This window comes from Pseudomonas orientalis (assembly GCF_001439815.1).
GTDB lineage: Bacteria > Pseudomonadota > Gammaproteobacteria > Pseudomonadales > Pseudomonadaceae > Aquipseudomonas > Aquipseudomonas orientalis.
Window position 1 is genome coordinate 279,648 of the sequence record NZ_JYLM01000006.1, and the last position, 22,834, is coordinate 302,481.

Consider the following 22,834-nt stretch of genomic DNA (forward strand, 5'->3'; position numbering starts at 1 on the left):
ATCCAGTGTGGGAGGGCGCTTGCCCCAATGCTTTTGTAGGAGCGAGCTTGCTCGCGAAAAACTCACATGCACCGCGTTCACTCAGAAAGCACTCGTTATCGTTGACGTTTTTCGCGAGCAAGCTCGCTCCTACAGACGGTGGTGTACGCTTAATGACTGTTATTAGGGCAAGCCCCCTCCCACATTGGATCTGCGTCGCTACAGAATCCTGTGCACATGCCGATAACCCCGGAATAAGTCCAAGCCTTGTTCCACGGGAGTTCGCAGCATGTATCGTTGGTTAGCCGAAAAGCTGGGAAATGTCAGCGTCAAAACCAAGCTGGGCGTGGGCTTCGGCCTGGTGTTGCTGCTTACATTGATCATCACACTCACCGGCTGGGCCGGGCTTTCGGGCGTGATCAGCCGTGGCGACAAACTGGGCTACATCGCCAGTCTCAACGATTTGAGCAAGGACCTGCGCATCGCGCGCCTGGACTTTGAAATGCGCCGTGGCGAACAGGGCCCGGGGGCAGTCAATGGTTTTCTGGGCCAGCTGGAAAGCGGCCTGAAAACGGCGCGAGCGCTGATTGAACAGCCCGCCGATATCGCGCTGGTCGATGACCAGCTCGCCGCCGTTGACCAGTACAAGCGCGCCTTCGACGCCATGGTCCAGGCGGGTGCCAATCGCGAGAATGCGCGCAGCAAGCTCGGCGATACTGCCGACAATGCGGTGCTCAAAGTCGGCGAGGTGGAAAAGACCTTGTTACAGGGCGACAGCGTCAGCCAGTTCAACAGCATCGTCGACCTGAGCAAGCTGATCCAGCAGGCGCGCTTCCAAGTGCGCGGCTACACCTACAGCGGCAAAGTCGAGGCCGAGCAGCCCGCGCTGGATGCCATCGATAACGCCCTGAAGAAAATCGCTGCGCTCAATGGTCAGCTACCTGATCAATTTTCGACCAACCTGCAACAGGCCGGCGTTTCACTGCAAGCCTACCGCGCCGCTGTCAGCCAGTACCGCGACTCGCAGGTGGCCAGCGCCGCCGCGCTGAAAATCATGAGCGCCCAGGGCGACATCTTGCTGGACCGCAGTAACAAACTCACCGCCTCGCAAACCGTGGTTCGCGACAGCGACGCCGCCCAAGCCAAACAGCTGTTGCTGCTGTCTACCCTGCTGGCGCTGCTGTTTGGCCTAGTCGCCGCCTGGGCCATCACCCGCCAGATCATCATCCCGCTCACTCAGACCCTCAAGGTCGCCGAGCGCGTGGCCTCGGGCGACCTGAGCCACAACCTGGAATCCGCTCGCCAGGATGAACTGGGCCAACTGCAACGCGCCATGCAGAGCATGACCCTGGGCCTGCGCGAATTGATTGGGGGCATCAGCGATGGCGTGACCCAGATCGCCAGCGCCGCCGAGCAGCTGTCGGCGGTCACCGAACAGACCAGCGCCGGGGTCAACAGCCAGAAGATCGAAACCGACCAAGTAGCCACGGCCATGAATGAAATGGCCGCCACTGTGCAAGAAGTTGCGCGCAATGCCGAAGAAGCGTCGGAAGCCGCCGTGGCCGCCGACCTGCAGGCCCGTGAAGGCGACAAGGTGGTCGGCGAAGCCATCGCCCAGATCGAGCGCCTGGCCACCGAAGTCGGCAATTCGACGCTCGCCATGGGCGATCTGAAGCGCGAAAGCGACAAGATCGGCAGCGTGCTCGACGTGATCAAGTCCGTGGCCCAGCAAACCAACCTGCTGGCGCTTAACGCGGCCATTGAAGCGGCGCGTGCCGGTGAAGCCGGGCGTGGCTTTGCCGTGGTGGCCGACGAGGTGCGCAGCCTGGCCCAGCGCACACAGAAGTCCACCGAAGAGATCGAGGAGCTGATCCTCGGCTTGCAAAACGGCACCCAGCAGGTGGCGACCATCATGGACAACAGCCGCGGCCTGACCGACAGCAGTGTCGAACTGACCCGCCGCGCCGGCAGCGCGTTGGCGAGCATCACGCGCACCGTGTCGACCATCCAGGCGATGAACTCGCAGATCGCCACGGCCGCCGAGCAGCAGAGTGCAGTCGCCGAGGAGATCAACCGCAGCGTGCTGAATGTGCGCGATGTTTCCGAGCAGACCTCTTCGGCCAGCGAAGAAACGGCGGCGTCCAGTGCCGAGCTGGCCCGCCTGGGCATCTACTTGCAAACCCTGGTCGGGCGCTTCCGCATCTGACCTAACCTGTGCGGCGGCCGATTGCGGCTGCCGCATCTTGTGAAATTTCCTACACAGTTATCGGCCCGCCCTCACCCCGAATCGGATTAGCGTTTGCTCTGTTGCGAAACGCTTTTTTCTGATTGGGAGGTGCGCCATGTTCTCTCGTCTGACCCGCCTGCTGGCGAACGCCAGCGTACGCCTCAAGCTCGCACTGGGTTTCGGCCTGGTGCTGATGCTCAGTTTCATCATCGCTGCAACGGGCTGGCAGGCCCTGAACGCCGTGCTTTATCGCTCCGACAGCTTGACGAGCCTGGGCCAGCTGGCCGTATATGCCGAGGCCATGCGCGCCGATCGCATCGTGTACCGCACCCTGGCGGACAAAGCCAGCCTTGGCCAGATGGCGCAGAAGATCGAAAAAATCGACCAGCATCTGGCAGAGCTTTCACATCGTCTGATAGACCCGGTGGACGTGCAACGTAATGAAGAGGCGGTACGCCTAGTCGCCGATTTCAAGACCGCGCTGGCGCAGCTACCCGCCTTGATCGAACAGCGCGAGAATATACGCCCGGCGCTGAGGACATCCGCCCTGCAAGCCAGTGACACCCTGGCCCAATTCGCCAGCGACCTGCCCGACCAGAATGACGAAAAGGCGCTCGACACCATCGAGCAACTGCGCCAAGCCATGGAGCAGGCTGAGGATCGCGTCCAGAACCCGGCCTGGGCGGCCGAATCGTTACAGGCCTATGCCGAGGCCGCCAGCCAGACGCTGGACGCCTTGGATATCGCACAGGCCGCCGTGACCACACTGCCGGTGGATTCGGCGCTGCTCAAAGCCGACCTGGCCAATTATCGGGCACAACTGGTCAAGCTCAAGGAAGCCCAGCTCAGCGTCGAGACCGTGCAAAACCGCTTCGAGCAGCAGCTCAACGCGTTGCGTGAGAAAAGTAACCTGTTGAGCCAGAGCCAGAACACCAAGCGCAATGAAGAGGCCAACCAGACGCGCACGTTGATGATCGGCGTCACGCTGGCTGCGCTCGTGCTGGGCGCCCTGGCCGCGTGGTGGATTGCCCGGCAGATCGCTTCGCCGCTGCGTGAAATCCTTATCGCCGCCAACCGTGTTGCCCAGGGCGACTTGAGCCACGATACCCAGGTGGAGCGCCGCGACGAACTGGGCCAGTTGCAACAGAGCATCGGTCAAATGACCCGCAATTTGCGCAGCCTGATCAGCAGCATCGGTGACAGCGCCCGCCAGATCGCCGGTGCGGCGACGCAGTTGTCCACCGTGACTGAACAGACGCGCAACGGGCTCAACGACCAGAAAGATGAAACCGACCAGGTGGCCACGGCGATGAATGAAATGCTCGCTACCGCCCAGGAAGTCGCGCGCCATGCCGAACGCGCGTCCGTTGCCGCCAACGAAGCCGACCAGCAGGCCGGCGCCGGTGAGCAGGTGGTCACCCAGGCGGTTGAGCAGATCGGCAACCTGGCCAGTGAAATGGCCTTGTCCGGTCGCGCCATGCTGACCCTGCAACAGGAAAGCCAGAAGATCGCCAGCGTGCTGGACGTGATCAAGTCGGTGTCCCAGCAGACCAATCTGCTGGCCCTGAATGCCGCCATCGAAGCGGCGCGCGCGGGCAGTGCCGGCCAAGGGTTCGCCGTGGTCGCCGATGAGGTGCGCAGCCTGGCCCAGCGCACGCAGGAATCGGCTGAAGAGATTGAAGGACTGATCCTCGGCCTGCATAACGGTACCCAGCAGGTAGCCGACATCATGGACAGCAGCCGCAACCTGACCGACAACAGCGTTGCCCTGACCCGCGACGCCGGCGAGGCCCTGGCGGCGATTGCCCGCACGGTGTCGGTGATCCAGGAAATGAACCCGCAGATTGCCGCCGCCGCCGAGCAGCAGAGCGCTGTGGCCGAGGAAATCAATCGCAGTGTGTTGAAGGTACGCGACGTGTCCGAACAGACTGCCGCCGCCAGCGAGGAAACGGCGGCGGCGAGTGTTCAATTGACGAGGCTGAGCGTGGATCTGCAGACACTGGTCGGCAAATTCAAGCTCTGAAGAACCACCACTGTAGGAGCGAGCTTGCTCGCGAAAAGCCCAAGGCCGCCGCGTTCATTTAAGGTGCGCTGCGTTATCGTTGACGATCTTCGCGAGCAAGCTCGCTCCTACAGTCATAGCACCTGACGCAGGAAAGCCTGGGCCCGCGGGTCCTTGGGCGCATCGAAGAACTCGGCCGGCGCCGCGTCCTCGAGCAATTTGCCGTGATCGAAGAACAGCACCCGGTCCGCCACCTCGCGGGCAAAGCCCATCTCATGGGTGACACAGACCATGGTCATGCCTTCCAGGGCCAGGGTCTTCATGACGTCGAGCACTTCGCCGACCATTTCCGGGTCCAGCGCCGAGGTCGGTTCGTCAAACAGCATCACTTTGGGCTCCATCGCCAGGGCGCGGGCAATTGCTACCCGCTGCTGCTGGCCTCCGGAGAGGCGTGACGGAAACTCGTTGGCTTTCTGGGCAATACCCACCTTCTCCAGCAACGCCAGGGCTTTGGCTTCACGTTCTTGCTTGCCGCGTTTGCGCACAACCTTTTGCGCCAGGCACAGGTTTTCCAGCACGGTCATGTGGGGGAACAGGTTGAAATGCTGGAACACCATGCCGACTTCACGGCGGTAGGCGTTCACATCGGTCTTCGGATCGGCCAGTTGCAAACCGTCGATGCTGACCGAGCCTGAATCGAATTCCTCCAGCCCGTTAAGACAGCGCAGAAAGGTGGACTTGCCGGAACCGGACGGGCCGATCACCACCAGCACTTCGCCCTTGGCCACCTGGGTGGTGACATGATCCACGGCGCGCACTACGTGGCCACGGGTGTCGAAGACTTTTACCAGATCGCGGACTTCAATCACTTTGCGCGAGCCTCCGCTCAAGCCGGCTGGCCATTTTCGACAGCGGCAGGTTGATCAGCAGGTACAGGCCTGCCACACAGAACAGAATCTCAAAGGGTGAAAACGAGGTGGTGATCACTTCGCGCCCGCTCTTGAGCAGCTCGGTGATCGCGATCACCGAGACCAGCGAGGTGTCTTTCACCAGGCTGATGAATTGGCCGGCCAGTGGCGGCAGGACGCGCTTGAAGGCCTGCGGCAGCACCACATGCCGCATCGACTGGCTGGCGCTCAAGCCCAGGGAGCGCGCGGCCTCGTTCTGGCCACGGGTGATCGACTGCACACCGGCACGCACGATTTCCGCCACGTACGCGCCGGTGAACAGTGACAGCGCCGCGACCCCGGCAAACTCCCGGGACAGGTTGAGCACCGTGCCGATAAAGAAATAGAAAATGAAGATCTGCACCAGCAGCGGCGTACCGCGCACCAATTCGACGTAGATCGTCGACAGATCGCGCAAGGTCGGGTTGCTGGACAGCCGGCACAAGCCGGTGGCCAGGCCAATCGCCAGGCCCAGGATGCCGGACACCACCGACAACCACAGCGTGGTCCACAAACCCCACATCAGCGGGCCCAGTGCCCAATGACGGTTGACGCCGATGACATCGCCTTCGGCCACGTCATCGCCGCGCACCACTTGCAGGCTGTTGTCCGCGACCGTCACCTTCTGCTCGGCGCCCGCATCATTGCGCAGGGTCACCTCGGCCACATCGCCCTTGCGTACCAGCTCGATGACGGTGGAAATATCGGCTGCACGTTGCGCTTCCTCGGCCTGATAGGCGAAGTACTGCGGCACGCGATTCCAGCGCCATTCGTAGGACATCAGAGAGGTGGCGTAGTACAAGGCGCCGGCCAGGCCGACCAGCACGACCAGGGTCAGCAGGTGCCAGGGCCATTGGGCTTTTTTCTGTTTCATTTCACTGTCCGCATAGGTGTTGCCTGGTAGGCCGCCATCGGGGGCAAGCCCCCTCCCACATTTGGAATGCGTTTCCCTGTGGGAGGGGGCTTGCCCCCGATACAGGCAACTCGGTCTTAAGCCTTATTCCATGTCCTTGAGCCACTCGGAGCTCTTGAACCACTTGTCATGGATGCGATCGTAGGTGCCGTCGTTCTTGATCTGGTGCAGGAAGTTGTTGATGAAGTTGACGCTGTCGTAATCGCCTTTCTTCAAGCCGAAGGCCAGGGGCTCAAAGGTGAAGGGTTCCTCGAGGAACACCAGCTTGCCATTACCGACTTTCTTCTCGGCCACCACGTTGTACGGCGCGTCGTAGACAAAGGCGTCCGCCTTGCCGTTGACCACGTCCAGCACGCCTTCCTGTTCATTGTCATAGCCGTGGTACTTGGCTTTGGCGATCAGCTTTTTGGCAACCATCTCACCGGTGGTGCCGAGCTTGGAGGTCAGGCGGTATTTTTCGTCGTTCAGGTCTTTGTAGGACTTGATGGTGCCTTCCAGCTCCTTGCGAATCAGCAGGGTCTGGCCGACCACGATGAAGGGTTCGCTGAAGTTCAGGCGCAGGTTGCGCTCCTGGGTCAGTGTCATGCCGCTGCCGATCATGTCGAACTTGCCGGTCAGGAAGGCCGGGATGATACCGTCGTAGCCGGTGGACACCAGCTCCAGCTTGACGCCCATGGACTTGGCCATGGCCTTGAGGATGTCGACTTCGAAGCCGATGATTTCACCGCGCTTGTCGGTCATTTCGAACGGCATGTAGGTCGGGTCCATGCCGACTTTCAGCGTGCCGCGCTTGACCGCATCATCGATGGCGCCGGCCTGGGCCGCAGTGGCCGCCACCAGCGCGGTGACGCCGAGCATCAGCATCGAAAGATACTTTTTCATCATCAAGTCCCCTGAACGGTTTTTATAAGGTTGGCGCGCTATGGGCTGCGCTATTTCGGGGTGCGATCCTAACCCACTCGTTGCTCGTCACAAAGGTTTCACGACTAAATGTTATCGAGGCCGGCAAGAGAGACCCTACGGCGCGGCGCCTGACTAAAGATCTAGACAGGTCGCTGCACGGACTCGCTAATGAGTTGATGTGTAAGTAGTTATGACGATCATTCAATCTCCGCGAGCCAGGCAGTGCCCCTGAACCACTTGTCGTGCAATTGATCGTAGGTGCCGTCCTGGGCCACTTGATTGAGGAAGTGATTGATCCAGTTGACGCTGTCGTAATCACCCTTTTTCAGGCCGAACGCCAGGGGTTCGAAGGTAAAAGGTTGCTCAAGCGTCAGTAATGCGCTGTTCTCGGGCCGGGTCATGGCGATCAGGTTGTAGGGCGCATCGTAAATGAAGGCATCGGCCTTGCCCTCCACCACGTGGCGCACGCCTTCCTCCGGCGTGGTGAAACGCTTGATCCGGGCCGCGCCCAGAAAGCGCTGCGCCGCTGCCTCACCGGTGGTGCCTTCGGTGACCGCAATCCGATAGCCCGCCTCGTCCAGGTCTTCGATGCTCGCTACCTTGCCGGCCAGGCGCGGGTGCAGCAGGACCGTCTGACCCACCACGATAAAGGAATCACTGAAGTTGAGGTACAGGTTGCGCTCCTGGGTGACCGTCATGCCGCTGCCGATCAGGTCGAACTGCTTCGCCATCAACCCAGGCAGCAACTCCGTGTAGGGCACCGCGACCAGTTCGAGTTCAACCCCCAGCGCGCGACTCATCGCCTGGAGCAGGTCGATCTCGAAGCCGACGATGCGCCCCTGCCGGTCCGTCATTTCGAACGGCACGTAAGTCGGCGTGGTGCCCACTTTCAGCACGCCGCGGCGCACAGCGTCGTCAATCGCCCCGGCGTACAGCACACCTGTGTGAGCCAGTGCGACAACGCCCATCACCAGTGCCGAACAATACCTTTTGAACATGTGTGCCCCCATGGCGCGTCAAATTTGGGGGGCGATGCTACCCCAGCCACAGCCACGGCAATACGCTTCTAACGAAGGACTTTTGTTTCGAAATAACAAGGAGTTAGGGAGGAAAGGAAGTGACGCTAAACGCTGTAGGACCAGCGCTTGAAACGCCCCCGAGGTGGGCCCTCGGGGGCGTCTGAATCAGGCCGGTTGAGCCTGGGACGACAGCGGTTGCAGCGGCAGCAATGGCGCGTGCGGATCAGCCTTGATCGATGCACGCCACGCGTCCAGCCACTCGGCGTGGCCTTCGGTCCAGACCTGTTCATGCAAGCGAGCCAGGGCTACCGGGTCGCTGAGCAAGGCCAGGCGTTCGCTGTTGTTGAGGCCGGCCGGGCCGACTTTCAACGCGTGGCGAACACGCTCCACACGCAGGTACTCAATCGGCTCCGCCTCGCGGTGACGCGAGGTCGCCAGGGCGCAGGCCAGGGCGTTCTGCTGCGGGTCGACCACCGAACGCACAAACCCGTCGTTGAGCGCGTGCCAACGGTTTTCGTGGGTGTACTTCTCGGTCGACAGCAGTGCCTGCGGCGGATTGTATTCCTCAGGGATCAGGAACAGGCTCTCATCGCGGGACTTGAGGCCCAGCTTGACCCGGCTGGATATCACCGACACCGGGATCGACAGCATCAGCGAACCGACGATCGGGATCAGCCACCACAAAAAGCTCGGGTTGAGCCACACCACCAGCAGCGCCCACAAAAAGCCCAGCAAGGTCTGCGGACCGTGACGCTTGACCGCTTCGCTCCAGGGTGTGGAGTCGTCGTCGCGCTGCGGCGAGTTCCAGGTCGCGGCCCAGCCGAGGAACGCGGCCAGTACGAAGCGGGTGTGGAAGATCATGCGCACCGGCGCCAGCAGCATGGAGAACAGCATCTCCAGCAGCATCGACAGGGTCACCTTGAACTTGCCGCCGAACTCTTTTGCGCCCTTGGCCCAGATCAGGATGATGCTGAGCAGCTTAGGCAGGAACAGCAGCACGATGGTGGTGGAGAACAGTGCCACCGCCTTGTCCGGATGCCATTGCGGCCACAGCGGGTACAACTGGCGCGGCGCCATGAAGTACTGCGGCTCCATCAGGGTGTTCACCGCCAGCAAGGCCGTGGACAGCACCAGGAAGAAAAACCACAACGGCGCCGACAGGTAGGACATCACGCCGGTCAGGAACACCGCACGGTGCACCGGGTGCATGCCCTTGACCAGGAACAGGCGGAAGTTCATCAGGTTACCGTGGCACCAGCGACGGTCACGCTTGAGTTCGTCGAGCAGGTTGGGCGGCAGCTCTTCGTAGCTGCCCGGCAGGTCGTAGGCAATCCACACGCCCCAGCCGGCACGGCGCATCAGCGCTGCTTCAACGAAGTCGTGGGAAAGGATCGCACCGGCAAACGCGCCTTTACCCGGCAACGGCGCCAGGGCGCAGTGCTCGATAAACGGCTTCATGCGGATGATCGCGTTGTGGCCCCAGTAGTGGGATTCACCCAACTGCCAGAAGTGCAGGCCGGCGGTAAACAGCGGGCCGTAGACGCGGGTGGCGAACTGCTGCATGCGCGCATACAGGGTGTCCATGCCCGACGCACGCGGCGCGGTCTGGATAATCCCGGCATCCGGCGTGGCTTCCATCAGGCGTACCAGGCTGGTCAGGCATTCGCCGCTCATCACGCTGTCAGCGTCGAGCACCACCATGTACTTGTAGTCACCGCCCCAGCGACGGCAGAAGTCGTCGAGGTTGCCACTCTTGCGCTTGACGCGACGGCGACGGCGGCGATAGAAAATCTTGCCGAAACCACCGGCTTCGCGGCACACGTCGAGCCAGGCTTGTTGTTCGGCAATGCAGATATCCGCTTCGTTACTGTCGCTGAGCACGAAGAAGTCGAAACGGTCCAGGTCACCGGTCGCGGCGACCGATTCGAACGTGGCGCGCAAACCGGCGAATACTCGCGGCACGTCTTCGTTACAGATCGGCATCACCAGCGCGGTGCGCGCATCCTTGGGAATCGGCTCATTGCCGGCACTTTTACCGGAGATACGGTATTTATCGTGCCCCGTCAGCAGCTCAAGGAAGCCCATCAGCGCGGTCCAGAAACCGGCCGAGACCCAGCAGAACAGAATCCCGAACATGATCAGGATGCTGGTCTGCAGCGCGTAAGGCAGTACCTGGGTAGCGGTTTGCAGCAGGGTCTGGTTGCGGATCTCGTCGAAGTCGACCAGCGACCAGCCCTGGTACGGCATGATGCCTTTCATGTACCAGCCGGCCACGATGGTCTGGCCCAGCATCAGCACCAACAGGATGTAGCGGCGGATCGAACCCACGGTACGCCAGCGCGCGGCGGGCAATACCCGTTCGTCTTTCGGCGGCTTCGGCGGGTTGGTGCGCCCGGTCATACGGCGCCAGCCGCGTACCAGGATGTTGGTGCGCCAAGGCTCGGGCACCACTTTGGTGCGACGGATCGGCGGGGTGGCCTTCAGGCAGACGCGGCCACTGGCGTCGAGCGCGAGCATCTCGGCGTCCTGCAGCTCTTCAGCGGTGCTCAGGGTCAGCCGGCGACCCACCGACGCCTGGGCGGCATCGGTGGGTGCGTCGAAGGTGGCGGACGACAGGCGTTCGTGCAGCTCGCTGAAGGAGCTGCAGCCCGCCAGCTCGGCGCGCTGCTCAGCCGTCATGGGGAGATGCGCCAGGTACTCGGTCAGAGTTTCTGGCTTGACGTGTGAATTACTCATCGGCAGGCAACTGGTAGCTCCAGGTTTCGGTCAGGACTTGTTCGGTCTTGGCCGGCTCCGGCGTGACAGGGGCCGGGGCAGCTTCGGGCTGCTTGGCGTCCTTGTCCTTCGCCTCTTTGGCGTCTTTCTTGGCCTGTTTCTCGTGTTGCTTGGCCAGGACCTTGTCAGCCTTGAGCACGTGAGTCGACACCTGCTCGGGCTCAGCCTGTGCGATCTCTTGCACCAGCGCCGCACGCATTTCAGTCGGCTTGCTCGCGTCCTTGATCTTCATGCGCAGGGTCAGGCGCCAGCCTTTGGTGTGTTCGTTGTAGCGCACGCTGTTTTCAACCAGCTCGGCGTTGTCGCCAACACTTACCTGGCTGCGCACAGGAGCGTCCGGCAGCAGCTTCTTCAGGGCCGGGCCTTCGAAGTCCACCAGATAAGCGACGGTGCCGTCCGGCTGACGGATCAGGTTGGATTGCTTCACGTCACCGGTGGAACGCAGGGTCTGCTTGACCCAGGCGCTGTCCGGCGAATGGAAGGCGGCATCGTCCAGTGTCCAGTGCAGGCGGTAGGACACATCCAGCGGCTTGCCGACTTCCGGCAGCTCGGCCGGGCTCCAGAAGGCAACGATGTTGTCGTTGGTTTCGTCAGCGGTCGGAATTTCTACCAGGTCGACGGTGCCTTTGCCCCAGTCGCCCTCAGGTTCGATCCAGGCGCTTGGGCGCTTGTCGTAGTTGTCGTCCAGGTCTTCGTAGTGGCTGAAGTTGCGGCCGCGTTGCAGCAGGCCGAACCCACGCGGGTTTTCCACGCTGAAGTTGCTGACCGACAGGTGTTTGGGGTTGTTCAGCGGGCGCCAGATCCACTCGCCATTGCCGGCATGGATCGACAGGCCGCTGGAATCGTGCAGCTCACGACGGTAGTTGAGGACCTTGGACGGCTGGTTGGCGCCGAACAGGAACATCGAGGTCAGCGGGGCCACGCCCAGCTTGCTCACCTTGTCGCGCAGGTACATCTGGGATTTGACGTCGACCACGGTGTCGGTGCCCGGACGCAGAATCAGACGGTAGGCGCCGGTCGCACGCGGCGAATCCAGCAGGGCGAAGATCACCAGGTGCTTGTCGCCCGGCTTCGGACGCTCGATCCAGAACTCGGTGAAACGCGGGAATTCTTCGCCGGACGGCAGCGCCGTGTCGATCGCCAGGCCACGGGCGGACAGGCCATACACCTGGTCCTTGCCGACGACGCGGAAATAGCTGGCGCCAAGCATGGTCATGATTTCGTCTTGCTTGTCGGCCTTGTTGATCGGGAACAGCACCCGGAAGCCGGCATAACCCAACTGTTCGGTGGCTTTCGGATCAAATTTCACGTCGCCGAAATCGAAGCGATTGGGGTCGTACTTGATTTCCTGGACGCTGTCAGCGGTGACTTCATTGATTTTCACCGGTGTATCGAAGTGCATACCCTGGTGATAGAAGGACAGCTTGAACGGGGTGTTCTGATCGGCCCACTCGGCTTTTTCATTGCGGAAACGAATCTTCTGGTAATCAGCGAATTTCATTTCGCGGAATTCGTTCGGCAGATTGCTGCGCGGAGCTTCGTATTTCTGCCCAGCCAGCTCTTTTGCCTTGGCCGACACATCGTCCAGGCTGAATGCCCACAGTTGACCCGCGCCGAACAGGCAAAACAGGGCAGAGCCCGTCACCAGTGCGTTTCGTAACCGTTTGGCAGACAATTTTGGTGCATTACAGGGACTAACAATCACGAGCAACCCTCGCCGAAAACAGATCAAAAAACCAACGGCCAGCTATCTATATGCCAGGTTGGCGAGCATTGTTCCGACTCCTCAGGGGCAAAATGATTCCCCACTGGTTTGTCGGACAAGTCTCTACCTAAGTCAAAAATGGACCAAACAACGCTGATCCCCGTAGCGCGCGATTATCTAGCAGCCCGCGAGACAACGCATCAGGGACAACGAAGTATTTGTAGCGAAACCCTGCGTTTTTAGGCATTAAAGTCGTTTTTCATACATTCAGGTCTGTAAGAGAAAGGTCACAGGGCCATCATTGACCAAATGCACCTGCATATCCGCGCCAAAACGCCCTGATGCCACCTTGCCATGCAATTGTTGCGCTTGTAACAACAAGTGATCAAAAAGCGCCGCTCCCAGGGCCGGCGGAGCCGCTGTGGAGAAGCTCGGCCGCAGCCCGCTTTTGGTGTCCGCCGCCAGGGTGAACTGCGACACCAGCAGCAAACCGCCGCCGATGTCCTTCAACGACAGGTTCATCTTGCCCTCGTCATCACTGAACACCCGATAGTTAAGCAGCTTGTGCAGCAGTTTATCGGCGCTCTCGGGCGTATCTGAAGGTTCGACGGCCACCAGCACCAGCAAACCCTGGTCAATCGCCCCGACTATTTCGCCAGCCACCTCGACCCGGGCGCCTCGCACCCGTTGCAACAAGCCCTTCATGCTTCTTCTGGCGGTAAATCAAGCAGGCGCCGTGCCATTTCGCCGGTTGCGCGTACCAGCGCATCGGTAATGCCAGGCTCGGACGCGGCATGCCCCGCCTCGCGGATCACCTGCAACTCACTGTTCGGCCAGGCCTGATGCAGCTCCCAGGCGTTATCCAAGGTGCAAATCATATCGTAGCGACCGTGGATGATGACCCCGGGCAGGTGGGCGATCTTGTGCATGTCGCGAATCAGCTGGTTCGGTTCCAGGAACGAGTTATTGGTGAAGTAATGGCATTCGATGCGGGCAATGGACAAGGCACGCTGCGGCTCGGAGAAGCGCTCGACATGCTGCGGGCTCGGGCACAGCCCCAGCATGCGCCCTTCCCAGCCGGACCAGGCCTTGGCCGCGTGCATCTGGGCGATCTGGTCGTTGCCGGTCAGACGCTTGTGATACGCCGCGATCATGTCGTGACGCTCTTCCACCGGGATCGGTGCCAGGTAATCCTGCCAATAATCCGGGAACAGCCGGCTCGCGCCCTCCTGGTAGAACCATTCAATGTCCTGAGGACGGGCCAGGAAAATGCCGCGCACGATCAAGCCATGCACGCGCTCGGGGTGGGTTTGTGCGTAGGCCAGGGACAGCGTCGAACCCCAGGAGCCGCCGAACAGCACCCATTTGTCGATGCCCAGGTGCTCGCGGATGCGCTCAAGGTCGGCGACCAGATCCCAGGTGGTGTTGTTCTCAAGGCTGGCGCGGGGTGTGGAGCGTCCGCAACCGCGCTGGTCGAAGGTGACGATGCGGTACAGGTTCGGATCGAAGTAGCAACGGCTCTGCGCGTCGCAACCGGAGCCGGGGCCGCCATGGATGAACACCACAGGCAGGCCCTCGGGGGAGCCGCTTTCATCGACGTACAGCGTGTGAACATCATCGACTGCCAGATCGTGCCGGGCATAGGGTTTGATCTGCGGGTACCAAGTCTGCATTGCGCGCTCCGTGGGGTGTCGGGTTCATCCCTGGGGGGACGTCTATTATTCTGCCGTCAGGCATCATAAACCCGAATTGTGCAATGAGCATGCCCTTGAGCGCCCGGACCCGCGTCAGCCTTTATCGATAGTGCGCTTTCCCCCACGCCAGCAAGGCTTGCAGCAATTGCTTCAACACCACTTGGGTCGGCTCGGCCAGGTCGGGGCGATAGCGGAACGGCTCGACCTCTTCCATATACGTGCTCTGGCACAGTTCCAACTGCACCGCATGAATATCCTGCGCCGGATTACCGTAGTGGCGGGTAATGTGACCGCCCTTGAAACGCCCGTTCAGCACGTGGGTGTACTGAGGATGCTGAGCACAGATGGCTTCCAGCTGGCCGGCCAGTTCGGGATCGCAGGCGGCGCCGTTGAAAGTGCCGAGGTTGAAGTCCGGCAATTTGCCTTCGAACAGGTGCGGGATCACCGAGCGGATCGAATGCGCGTCGAACAGCAACGCGTAGCCGAATTCGGCCTTGAGGCGCGCCAGTTCTTCCTGCAGCGTGCGGTGATACGGGCCCCAGATTTTCTGCAGATAGGACGCGCGCTCGGCCTCGGACGGCGTTTGCCCTTCACGAAATAACGGCACACCATCGAACAGCGTCTCCGGGTACAGGCCGGTGGTGGCGCCCGCGTAGAGCGGCGTGTTATCGGACGGCCGGTTCAAGTCGATGACAAACCGCGAGTACTCCGCCGCCAGGGTGCTGGCGCCCAGCTCTTCGGCAAAGTCGTACAACAAGGGGATATGCCAGTCGGTGTCCGGCAGGCTTTGCGCCTCGGCGATCAGCCCGGCCTCGACCGCAAGTGTCAGACGCAGGCCGGCGTGGGGCATGCTGATCAGCAGCGGTACGCGGCCTTGTTTGAATGTCAGAACCTTATCCACAACGATGCTCCTTATTCAAAAAAGCAGTTAAACAGTGACATCGACGCCATGGCGCACCACGCGTTTATCCAGGTCGCCGCCCAGCCAATAGGCCAGGTCGGCGGGGCGATCGATCTGCCAGGCGACAAAATCCGCGACCTTGCCCACTTCCAGGGAACCATGGGTGTCGCCCATGCCCAAGGCGGTAGCCGCATGTTGCGTGGCGCCGGCGAGGGCTTCTTCCGGGGTCATGCGCAACAGCGTGCAGGCCATATTCAGCATCAGGCGCACCGACAGGGCCGGCGAGGTGCCGGGGTTGAGGTCGCTGGCGATGGCCATCTTCACGCCGTGTTTGCGCAGGGCGTCCATCGGCGGCAATTGGGTTTCGCGCAGGAAATAGAAAGCGCCTGGCAGCAACACGGCAACGGTGCCGGCAGCGGCCATGGCGATGGCGTCTTCTTCGGTCATGAATTCCAGGTGATCCGCCGACAACGCCTGATAACGCGCGGCCAGGCTGGAGCCGTGCAGCGATGAGAGTTGCTCGGCGTGCAACTTCACCGGCAAGCCCAGTTGCCGGGCAACCTTGAACACGCGCTCGACCTGCTCGGTGGAGAACGCCAGGTATTCACAGAAGGCATCCACCGCGTCCACCAGGCCTTCTGCCGCCAGGGCCGGCAGCATCTCGCTGCAGATGTGCTCGATGTAGTCATCGGCACGGTCTTTGTACTCAGGCGGCAGCGCGTGGGCCGCCAAACAGGTAGCGCGCACGCTCACCGGAAGCGATTCGCCAAGGCGCCTCGCCACGCGCAGCATCTTGCGTTCGTTGGCCAGATCCAGGCCGTAGCCGGACTTGATTTCTACCGTGGTCACACCATCGCGCAAAAGACTGCGCAGGCGCTTTTCAGCACTGGCAAACAATTCATCTTCCGTCGCTGCACGGGTGGCCCGCACGGTGCTGGCAATGCCACCGCCCTGGGCCGCGATTTCAGCGTAGCTGACGCCTTCTAGGCGCTGCTCGAACTCGCCGCTGCGGTTGCCGCCGAACACGGTGTGGGTGTGGCAGTCGACCAGGCCGGGGGTGACCCACGCGCCTTGCAGGTCATGCACCTGGGCGTAATCCGCCGTTGGCGCCTGGCTGCGCGGGCCGATCCACTCGATCAGCGAACCCGCAGTCACCATGGCAGCATCCTCGATGATCGAGTATTTGCCCTGGGCCATCGTTGCTACGTGGCAGTGTTGCCAAAGGGTTTTCATCAACGCCTCCCTAAGTTATCGATGAGACAAAGCCTGTTCGTAATGAACCTTGGCCGCTTGCCCGGCAGCGGGCCTGACCCACAGCAGATAGGCAACGATCAGCAACACGATCCATACCGCTCCGACCATCAAGGCCGCCTGAGTGTCGGGGAAGTAACCGAGCACGCCAAACACAAACAGCATGAACACAATGGCTGCTGCCGGCGCATACGGCCAGAATGGCACCGGGAATTTCAGCTCTGCCACCTGCTCCTTGCTCATCGAGCGGCGCATGGCGACCTGGGTAAACAGGATCATCAGCCACACCCACACGGTGGCAAAGGTGGCAATCGAGGCGATCAGCAGGAACACGTTTTCCGGGATCAGGTAGTTGAGCACCACGCCGCCCAGCAGCGCCGCCCCCATCACCACCACGGTCATCCACGGTACGCCCTGTTTGGACAATTGCGCGAAGCCCTTGGGCGCCTGCCCTTGCTGGGCCAGGCCGTACATCATGCGGCCGGCGCCGAAGATGTCACTGTTGATGGCCGATACCGCTGCCGAGATCACTACGATATTGAGGATGGTCGCCGCCGAGCCGATTCCCAGGTTGCTGAAAATCTGCACGAACGGGCTGCCCTGGCTGCCGATCTGCGGCCACGGGTAGATCGCCATCAGCACAAACAGGGTCAGCACGTAGAACAGCAGGATGCGCAGCGGTACGGCGTTGATCGCCTTGGGGATCACGCGCTGCGGGTCCTTGGCTTCCCCGGCGGTGATGCCGATGATTTCGATACCGCCGAAGGCAAACATCACCACGGCGAAGGAAGCGATCAGGCCGCCGATGCCGTTGGGCATGAAGCCGCCGTGGGCCCACAGGTTGCTCAGGCCGGCAGCCTGGGTTTGACCGGCCGAATGAATACCGAACAGCATGATGCCGAAGCCGCCGAGGATCATCGCGACAATGGCGCCGACCTTGAGCAGCGACAGCCAGAACTCCATTTCGCCAAACACTTTGACGTTGCACAGGTTCAGGCCGCCGATCAGAAACACAATGCCCAGCACCCAGACCCAACGGGCCACCTCGGGAAACCAGAAGCCCATGTAGATGCCGAAGGCGGTGACGTCGGCCAGGCAGACGATGATCATTTCAAAAGCATAGGTCCAGCCGAGGATAAACCCGGCCATGGGTCCCAGGTAGGTGCTGGCGTAGTGGCCGAACGAGCCGGACACCGGGTTGTGCACGGCCATTTCGCCGAGGGCGCGCATCACCATGAACACGGCGGCGCCGCCGATCAGGTAGGCCAGCAGCACGGCGGGGCCGGCCATCTGGATGGCGGAGGCCGAACCGTAGAACAGCCCGGTACCGATCGCGGAACCGAGTGCCATGAAGCGAATGTGTCGGGCGTTGAGCCCGCGTTTCAAAGTTTTTTCTGGCGGGTGCATTTCTCGTCCCTATTATTCTTATCCTGAGAAAAACGCGACCTCACCTGTAGGAGCGAGCTTGCTCGCGAAAAACCTGAGAGCGCTGAGGGGTGTCAGGTTTACCGCGTAATCGTTGGCGATTTTCGCGAGCAAGCTCGCTCCTACAGTGGGTCGGTGGTGGGTTACAGGCTTGGCAGCAACTTGGCCGGCACCAGCTCGTTCAGGCAACGGCTGGCAAGCAGTTCGCTGGCGGCGATGATGTCCGGGGCGAAGAAGCGGTCCTTGTCGTAGAACGCCACTTTGTCGCGCAGCAGGCCACGGGCCTTTTCAAGGGCAGGCGAGGTTTTCAAGCCGTCGCGCAGGTCCAGGCCCTGGCAGGCGGCGAGCCATTCCACCGCAAGAATGCCACGGGTGTTCTCGGCCATTTCCCACAGGCGCTTGCCCGCAGCCGGGGCCATGGACACGTGGTCTTCCTGGTTGGCCGAGGTCGGCAGGCTGTCGACGCTATGGGGATGGGCCAGCGCCTTGTTCTCGCTGGCGAGCGCAGCAGCGGTGACCTGAGCGATCATGAAGCCGGAGTTGACCCCGCCATTGCCCACCAGGAACGGCGGCAGCTGCGACATGTGCTTGTCCATCATCAACGAGATACGCCGCTCACTGAGCGAGCCAATCTCGGCAATCGCCAACGCCATGTTGTCGGCGGCCATGGCCACAGGTTCCGCGTGAAAGTTACCGCCGGAAATCACATCGCCTTCAGCGGCGAACACCAGCGGGTTGTCCGACACCGCGTTGGCCTCGACCACCAGCACCTCGGCGGCCTGGCGGAACTGGGTCAGGCAGGCGCCCATGACCTGCGGCTGGCAGCGCAGGGAATAAGGGTCTTGCACCTTGTCGCAGTTCTGGTGCGACTGGGACACCTGGCTGCTTTCACCGAGCAGGTCGCGATAGGCCGCAGCGGCGTCGATCTGTCCACGTTGGCCGCGTGCGGCATGGATACGCGCGTCGAACGGCGAGCGCGAGCCAAGCACCGCTTCCACGGTAAGGCCACCGCAAGCCAGGGCGCCGGCGAACAGGTCTTCGCCTTCAAACAGGCCGCGCAAGGCATAGGCGGTGGACACCTGGGTGCCATTGAGCAGGGCCAGGCCTTCTTTGGCGGCGAGGGTCAGCGGCGTCAGGCCGGCGACTTTCAGCGCGTCGGTCGCCTCCAGCCATTCGCCCTTATAGCGCGCCTTGCCTTCGCCGAGCAGCACCAGGGACATATGGGCCAGGGGCGCCAAGTCACCGGATGCACCGACCGAACCTTTAAGCGGAATGTGCGGGTAAACCTCGGCGTTGATCAGCGCGATCAGCGCGTCGATCACCTGCCGACGAATCCCGGAGAACCCACGGCTCAGGCTGTTGACCTTGAGCACCATGACCAGCCGGACCAGCGCATCGCTGATCGGCTCACCCACACCGGCGGCATGGGACAACACCAGCGAACGCTGGAGGTTTTCCAGGTCTTCGCTGGCGATGCGGGTCGAGGCCAGCAGGCCGAAACCGGTGTTGATGCCATAGGCGGTGCGGTTCTCGGCGAGAATCTGCTCCACACAGGCCACACTGGCTTCGATCTGCGCCGTGGCGCTGTCATCCAGGCTGAGGGTTACCGGCTGCTGGTAGATGGCCCGCAGTTGGGCGAGGCTCAGTTGGCCTGGGATCAGGTTTAGCGCAGTCACATTCGTTCTCCTTGTGAATTGTTCTTTTCGAATAAGTCTTCAGTGCACATTCGGTAATGCGGCGTCTTTGATCAGGTTGGCGGCCGCTGCAATGTCCGGCGCCAGCCAGCGGTCCTGCTCGTAAGCGGGGACCACTTCGCGCAGCAGGCGCCAGGCGCGGTCGGTACCTGCGCCAAAGCGCTGCTCCTTGAGGAACTCGAACGCCTGGGCCGCCAGCAGGTATTCGATGGCGAGGATCTGAGTCACGTTGGCCAGCACCTGATGCAGCTTGAGCGCGGCATTGGTGCCCATGCTCAAGTGGTCTTCCTGCAGGCCCGAGGTGACGAAGTTGTCGAGTACCGCCGGTTGCGCCAACTGGCGGTTTTGCCCGCACAGGGACGCGGCGACGTACTGCACGATCATCATTCCGGAGTTGACCCCGGGGTTGCTCACCAGGAACGCCGGCAGGCCGCTGACATGCGGGTTGATCAAGCGATCCAGGCGGCGTTCGGCCACCGAGCCGATTTCGGCCATGGCGATGGCGAGCATGTCGGCCGCCAGCGCCACGGACTGGCCGTGGGGGTTGGCCTGGGACACCACGCGGTAGTTGTCCGGCGTGCCGAGCACCAGCGGGTTGTCCGTGACGCTGTTGAGTTCGGTCTCGATCTGGCGGGTCGCGTGCTCCACCTGATCGCGGGCCGCACCGTGGATCTGCGGGATCGAGCGGATGCTCAGGGCGTCCTGGGTGCGGATGCCTTTGCTGCTGGCGATCACTTCACTGCCGTCGAGCAGGGCGCGCAGGTTACGACCGACTTGCTGCATGCCAGGGTGCGGCTTGAGGGCGATGATTTCTTCGTCAAAGGCGTCGATCTGGCCGCGCTGGGCCTCGAAACTCATCGCGCCGATCACGTCGGCCCATTGCAGCAGGTGGTTTGCATCGGCCAGGGCCAGGCAGCTCAGGCCGGTCATGCACGGCGTACCGTTGACCAGGCACAGGCCGTCCTTGGCGCCCAGAACGACGGGCTGCAAACCTTCAGCGGCCAAGGCTCGCTGCGCGGTCACCACCTGGCCGCGATAGCTGACGTTGCCGACGCCGAGCAGCGCCACGCCGACATGGGCCATATGGGTCAAATACCCCACCGAGCCCTGGGACGGCACCTGCGGCGTGATGCCGTGATTGAGCAACGCCAGCAGCGCCTGCACCACTTGCGGGTGCAGGCCGGATTTGCCGTGACTGTAATTGATGATGGCGGCGCAGATGATCGCGCGGGTATGCTCATCGCTCAAGACAGGGCCGACGCCGCAGGCGTGGCTGAGCAAGGTGTTGCGCGACAACTGGCTCAGTTGCTCGCCCTCCAGCGACACGTTGCACAGCGCGCCCAGGCCGGTGTTGACGCCATACGCGCGTTCGCCGCTGGCGACGATACGCCGCACGATGGCCTGGGCATTGTCGATGCGCGCCCAGGCCTGGCTTGAGAGTTCGAGCGCTGCGCCGTGGCGGGCGACGGCGGTGACGTCCTGCCAGCGCATAGGGGCGTCGGCGATGGTGATGAGTGTTGCCTGGGGCATCTTTGTACCTTCTCTAATTTTTGTGCAGCCTTACCGGCCCTATCGGGGGCAAGCCCCCTCCCACATTTTGATCTGTGAATACTTTCAAGTGTGGGAGGGGGCTTGCCCCCGATGAGGCCAGTAGCCTCACCACCAAACCAGGATCAGACCACCGCCGCCCGCCGCTGAACAAACCGGTCCACATACTCATCCGCCGGGGAATGCAGGATCTCCCTGGGCGTGCCGACCTGGATCAGCTTGCCGTCCTTGAGAATCGCAATGCGGTTACCAATACGCACGGCCTCGTCGAGGTCATGGGTGATAAACACGATGGTCTTGTGCAGGGTCTTTTGCAGCTCGAGCAACTGGTCCTGCATTTCGGCGCGGATCAGCGGGTCGAGGGCGCTGAAGGCTTCGTCCATCAGGATGATGTCGGTGTCTGCAGCCAAGGCGCGGGCCAGGCCGACACGTTGACGCATGCCGCCGGAGAGCTGGTGCGGGTATTTGTTTTCGTAGCCCTTCAGGCCCACGGTTTCGATCCAGTGCAAGGCGCGTTCGGCGCAGACCTGCTTGGTTTCACCACGCACTTTCAGGCCATAGGCGACATTGTCGAGCACGCTCTTGTGGGGCAGCAGGCCGAAGCTCTGGAACACCATGCTGATCTTGTGGCGACGGAATTGACGCAGGGCCTCCATGTCCAGTTGCAGGATGTCTTCGCCATCCACCAGGATCGCACCGCTGGTGGGATCGATCAGGCGGTTGAAGTGACGCACCAGGGTGGATTTGCCGGAGCCCGACAAGCCCATGATCACAAAGATTTCACCGGTGGCGATGCTCAGGGACAGATCGTTCACGCCGACCACGCAACCGGTCTCGGCCAGCACCTGATCCTTGGTCTTGCCCTGGCCAATCAGCGCCAGCGCTTCCCTGGAGCGGTTGCCGAAGATCTTGAAGACGTTTTTGACTTCGATTTTGCTGACACTGGTCATTTGCTCGCCTCATGCCGTGGACGACCATAGGCCTGGGTAATGCGGTCGATGACCACTGCAAGAATCACAATCGCCAGCCCGGCTTCCAGGCCTCGCCCAACGTTGAGGGTCTGGATGCCGACGAGCACGTCTTCACCCAGGCCACGGGCACCGATCATCGAGGCGATCACCACCATCGACAAGGCCATCATGGTGGTCTGGTTGATACCCGCCATGATGCTTGGCAGCGCCAGCGGCAGTTGCACGCCGAACAATTGTTGCCAGCGGTTGGCGCCAAAGGCGTTGATGGCCTCCATGACCTCGCCATCGACCTGGCGGATACCCAGGTCGGTCAGGCGGATCAGCGGCGGCGCGGCGTAAATGACCGTGGCGAAAATCGCCGGCACCTTGCCCAGGCCAAACAGCATCAGCACCGGGATCAGGTACACGAAGCTGGGCATGGTTTGCATGATGTCCAGCAGCGGCATCAGTACCGAGCGCAGGCGATTGCTGCGCGCGGAAAGGATACCCAGGGGAATGCCGATCAGCACCGAGATCACCGTGGCGACCATCATCAGCGCCAGGGTCTGCATCAGTTTGTCCCACAGGCCAACCGCGCCGACGAGGAACAACAAGCCGACGATCACCACCGTGGTCACCACCTTGCGCGTGGCATGCCAGGCGATGACGCCAACGATGGCCAGCATCAGCCACCAGGGCGCCGCGCGCAGCAGCCCTTCCAGATTGACGATGGCCCACAGCAGGGTGTCGGAGATGTGCCGGAACACATCGCCGTAGTTGGTGACCAGCGAGTCCACCCAACCGTTGACCCAGTCGGCGATGGAAAACGTAAAACTCTCAGGAAACATAGCGTGCTCTCGATCCAGTGGGTTGAGGCCAGGCGCCCGGCTGCCCCTCAGGG

General features: G+C 61.9%; 16 protein-coding genes and 3 pseudogenes. 3 read left to right on the forward strand and 16 right to left on the reverse strand.

Features of this window, described 5'->3' with window-relative positions; translation table 11 throughout:
- Window positions 1–268 precede the first annotated feature (268 nt).
- The 3 genes and pseudogenes from TU82_RS29615 to TU82_RS16955 form a co-directional block, all read left to right on the forward strand.
- A pseudogene (locus TU82_RS29615) lies at window positions 269–1,279 on the forward strand (methyl-accepting chemotaxis protein); the annotation flags it as partial.
- Between the two features lie 201 nt (window positions 1,280–1,480).
- A complete protein-coding gene (locus tag TU82_RS29620; protein ID WP_428838885.1) occupies window positions 1,481–2,185 on the forward strand; it encodes a methyl-accepting chemotaxis protein in 705 nt (234 codons plus the stop codon).
- Between the two features lie 136 nt (window positions 2,186–2,321).
- Entirely contained in the window at window positions 2,322–4,229 is a 1,908-nt protein-coding gene (locus TU82_RS16955) for a methyl-accepting chemotaxis protein (protein ID WP_057724448.1), read from the forward strand.
- A 113-nt stretch (window positions 4,230–4,342) separates the two neighbouring features.
- On the opposite strand, the gene TU82_RS16960 is transcribed toward TU82_RS16955, so the two are convergent.
- The 16 genes and pseudogenes from TU82_RS16960 to TU82_RS17030 form a co-directional block, all read right to left on the reverse strand.
- On the reverse strand, window positions 4,343–5,077 hold the full coding sequence (locus tag TU82_RS16960) for an amino acid ABC transporter ATP-binding protein (RefSeq protein WP_057724449.1): 735 nt from the start codon (window positions 5,075–5,077) through the stop codon (window positions 4,343–4,345).
- Window positions 5,070–6,029 carry an amino acid ABC transporter permease gene (locus tag TU82_RS16965; RefSeq protein ID WP_057724450.1) on the reverse strand — a complete coding sequence of 320 codons (960 nt, stop codon included), beginning with the start codon at window positions 6,027–6,029 and terminating at the stop codon, window positions 5,070–5,072. The genes TU82_RS16960 and TU82_RS16965 overlap by 8 nt, the downstream gene beginning before the upstream one ends.
- 123 nt (window positions 6,030–6,152) lie before the next feature.
- A complete protein-coding gene (locus tag TU82_RS16970) occupies window positions 6,153–6,950 on the reverse strand; it encodes a transporter substrate-binding domain-containing protein (RefSeq protein ID WP_057724451.1) in 798 nt (265 codons plus the stop codon).
- Between the two features lie 218 nt (window positions 6,951–7,168).
- Window positions 7,169–7,969, reverse strand: coding sequence for a transporter substrate-binding domain-containing protein (locus TU82_RS16975; RefSeq protein ID WP_057724452.1), 801 nt, complete (start codon window positions 7,967–7,969; stop codon window positions 7,169–7,171).
- Between the two features lie 184 nt (window positions 7,970–8,153).
- Window positions 8,154–10,726 (reverse strand): annotated as a pseudogene (gene mdoH, locus TU82_RS16980) (glucans biosynthesis glucosyltransferase MdoH); the annotation flags it as partial.
- Entirely contained in the window at window positions 10,719–12,470 is a 1,752-nt protein-coding gene (locus TU82_RS16985; RefSeq protein WP_057724514.1) for a glucan biosynthesis protein G, read from the reverse strand. The gene TU82_RS16985 and the pseudogene mdoH, both read right to left, overlap by 8 nt.
- Before the next feature lie 267 nt (window positions 12,471–12,737).
- Entirely contained in the window at window positions 12,738–13,175 is a 438-nt protein-coding gene (dtd, locus tag TU82_RS16990; RefSeq protein WP_057724454.1) for a D-aminoacyl-tRNA deacylase, read from the reverse strand.
- The gene (gene pip / locus TU82_RS16995; RefSeq protein WP_057724455.1) at window positions 13,172–14,143 is read right to left on the reverse strand and encodes a prolyl aminopeptidase; all 972 of its coding nucleotides are present in this window, start codon (window positions 14,141–14,143) and stop codon (window positions 13,172–13,174) included. Before pip ends, dtd begins: the two co-directional genes overlap by 4 nt.
- A gap of 121 nt (window positions 14,144–14,264) precedes the next feature.
- A complete protein-coding gene (gene hutG, locus TU82_RS17000; protein WP_057724456.1) occupies window positions 14,265–15,065 on the reverse strand; it encodes an N-formylglutamate deformylase in 801 nt (266 codons plus the stop codon).
- Between the two features lie 27 nt (window positions 15,066–15,092).
- On the reverse strand, window positions 15,093–16,298 hold the full coding sequence (gene hutI, locus TU82_RS17005) for an imidazolonepropionase (RefSeq protein WP_057724457.1): 1,206 nt from the start codon (window positions 16,296–16,298) through the stop codon (window positions 15,093–15,095).
- Window positions 16,299–16,313: 15 nt separating this feature from the next.
- Window positions 16,314–17,723 (reverse strand): amino acid permease, encoded by a 1,410-nt coding sequence (locus tag TU82_RS17010; protein WP_057724458.1) that lies wholly within the window; start codon window positions 17,721–17,723, stop codon window positions 16,314–16,316.
- A gap of 45 nt (window positions 17,724–17,768) precedes the next feature.
- Window positions 17,769–17,855, reverse strand: a pseudogene (locus TU82_RS29215) (outer membrane lipoprotein carrier protein LolA); the annotation flags it as partial.
- 29 nt (window positions 17,856–17,884) lie between these two features.
- Window positions 17,885–19,417, reverse strand: coding sequence for a histidine ammonia-lyase (gene hutH / locus TU82_RS17015; RefSeq protein WP_057724459.1), 1,533 nt, complete (start codon window positions 19,415–19,417; stop codon window positions 17,885–17,887).
- 39 nt (window positions 19,418–19,456) lie between these two features.
- Window positions 19,457–20,965, reverse strand: coding sequence for a histidine ammonia-lyase (gene hutH, locus TU82_RS17020; RefSeq protein ID WP_057724460.1), 1,509 nt, complete (start codon window positions 20,963–20,965; stop codon window positions 19,457–19,459).
- Window positions 20,966–21,108: 143 nt separating this feature from the next.
- Window positions 21,109–21,933, reverse strand: a complete 825-nt coding sequence (locus TU82_RS17025) for a quaternary amine ABC transporter ATP-binding protein (RefSeq protein WP_057724461.1) — start codon at window positions 21,931–21,933, stop codon at window positions 21,109–21,111.
- The gene (locus TU82_RS17030; protein ID WP_057724462.1) at window positions 21,930–22,781 is read right to left on the reverse strand and encodes an ABC transporter permease; all 852 of its coding nucleotides are present in this window, start codon (window positions 22,779–22,781) and stop codon (window positions 21,930–21,932) included. The genes TU82_RS17025 and TU82_RS17030 overlap by 4 nt, the downstream gene beginning before the upstream one ends.
- Window positions 22,782–22,834 lie beyond the last annotated feature (53 nt).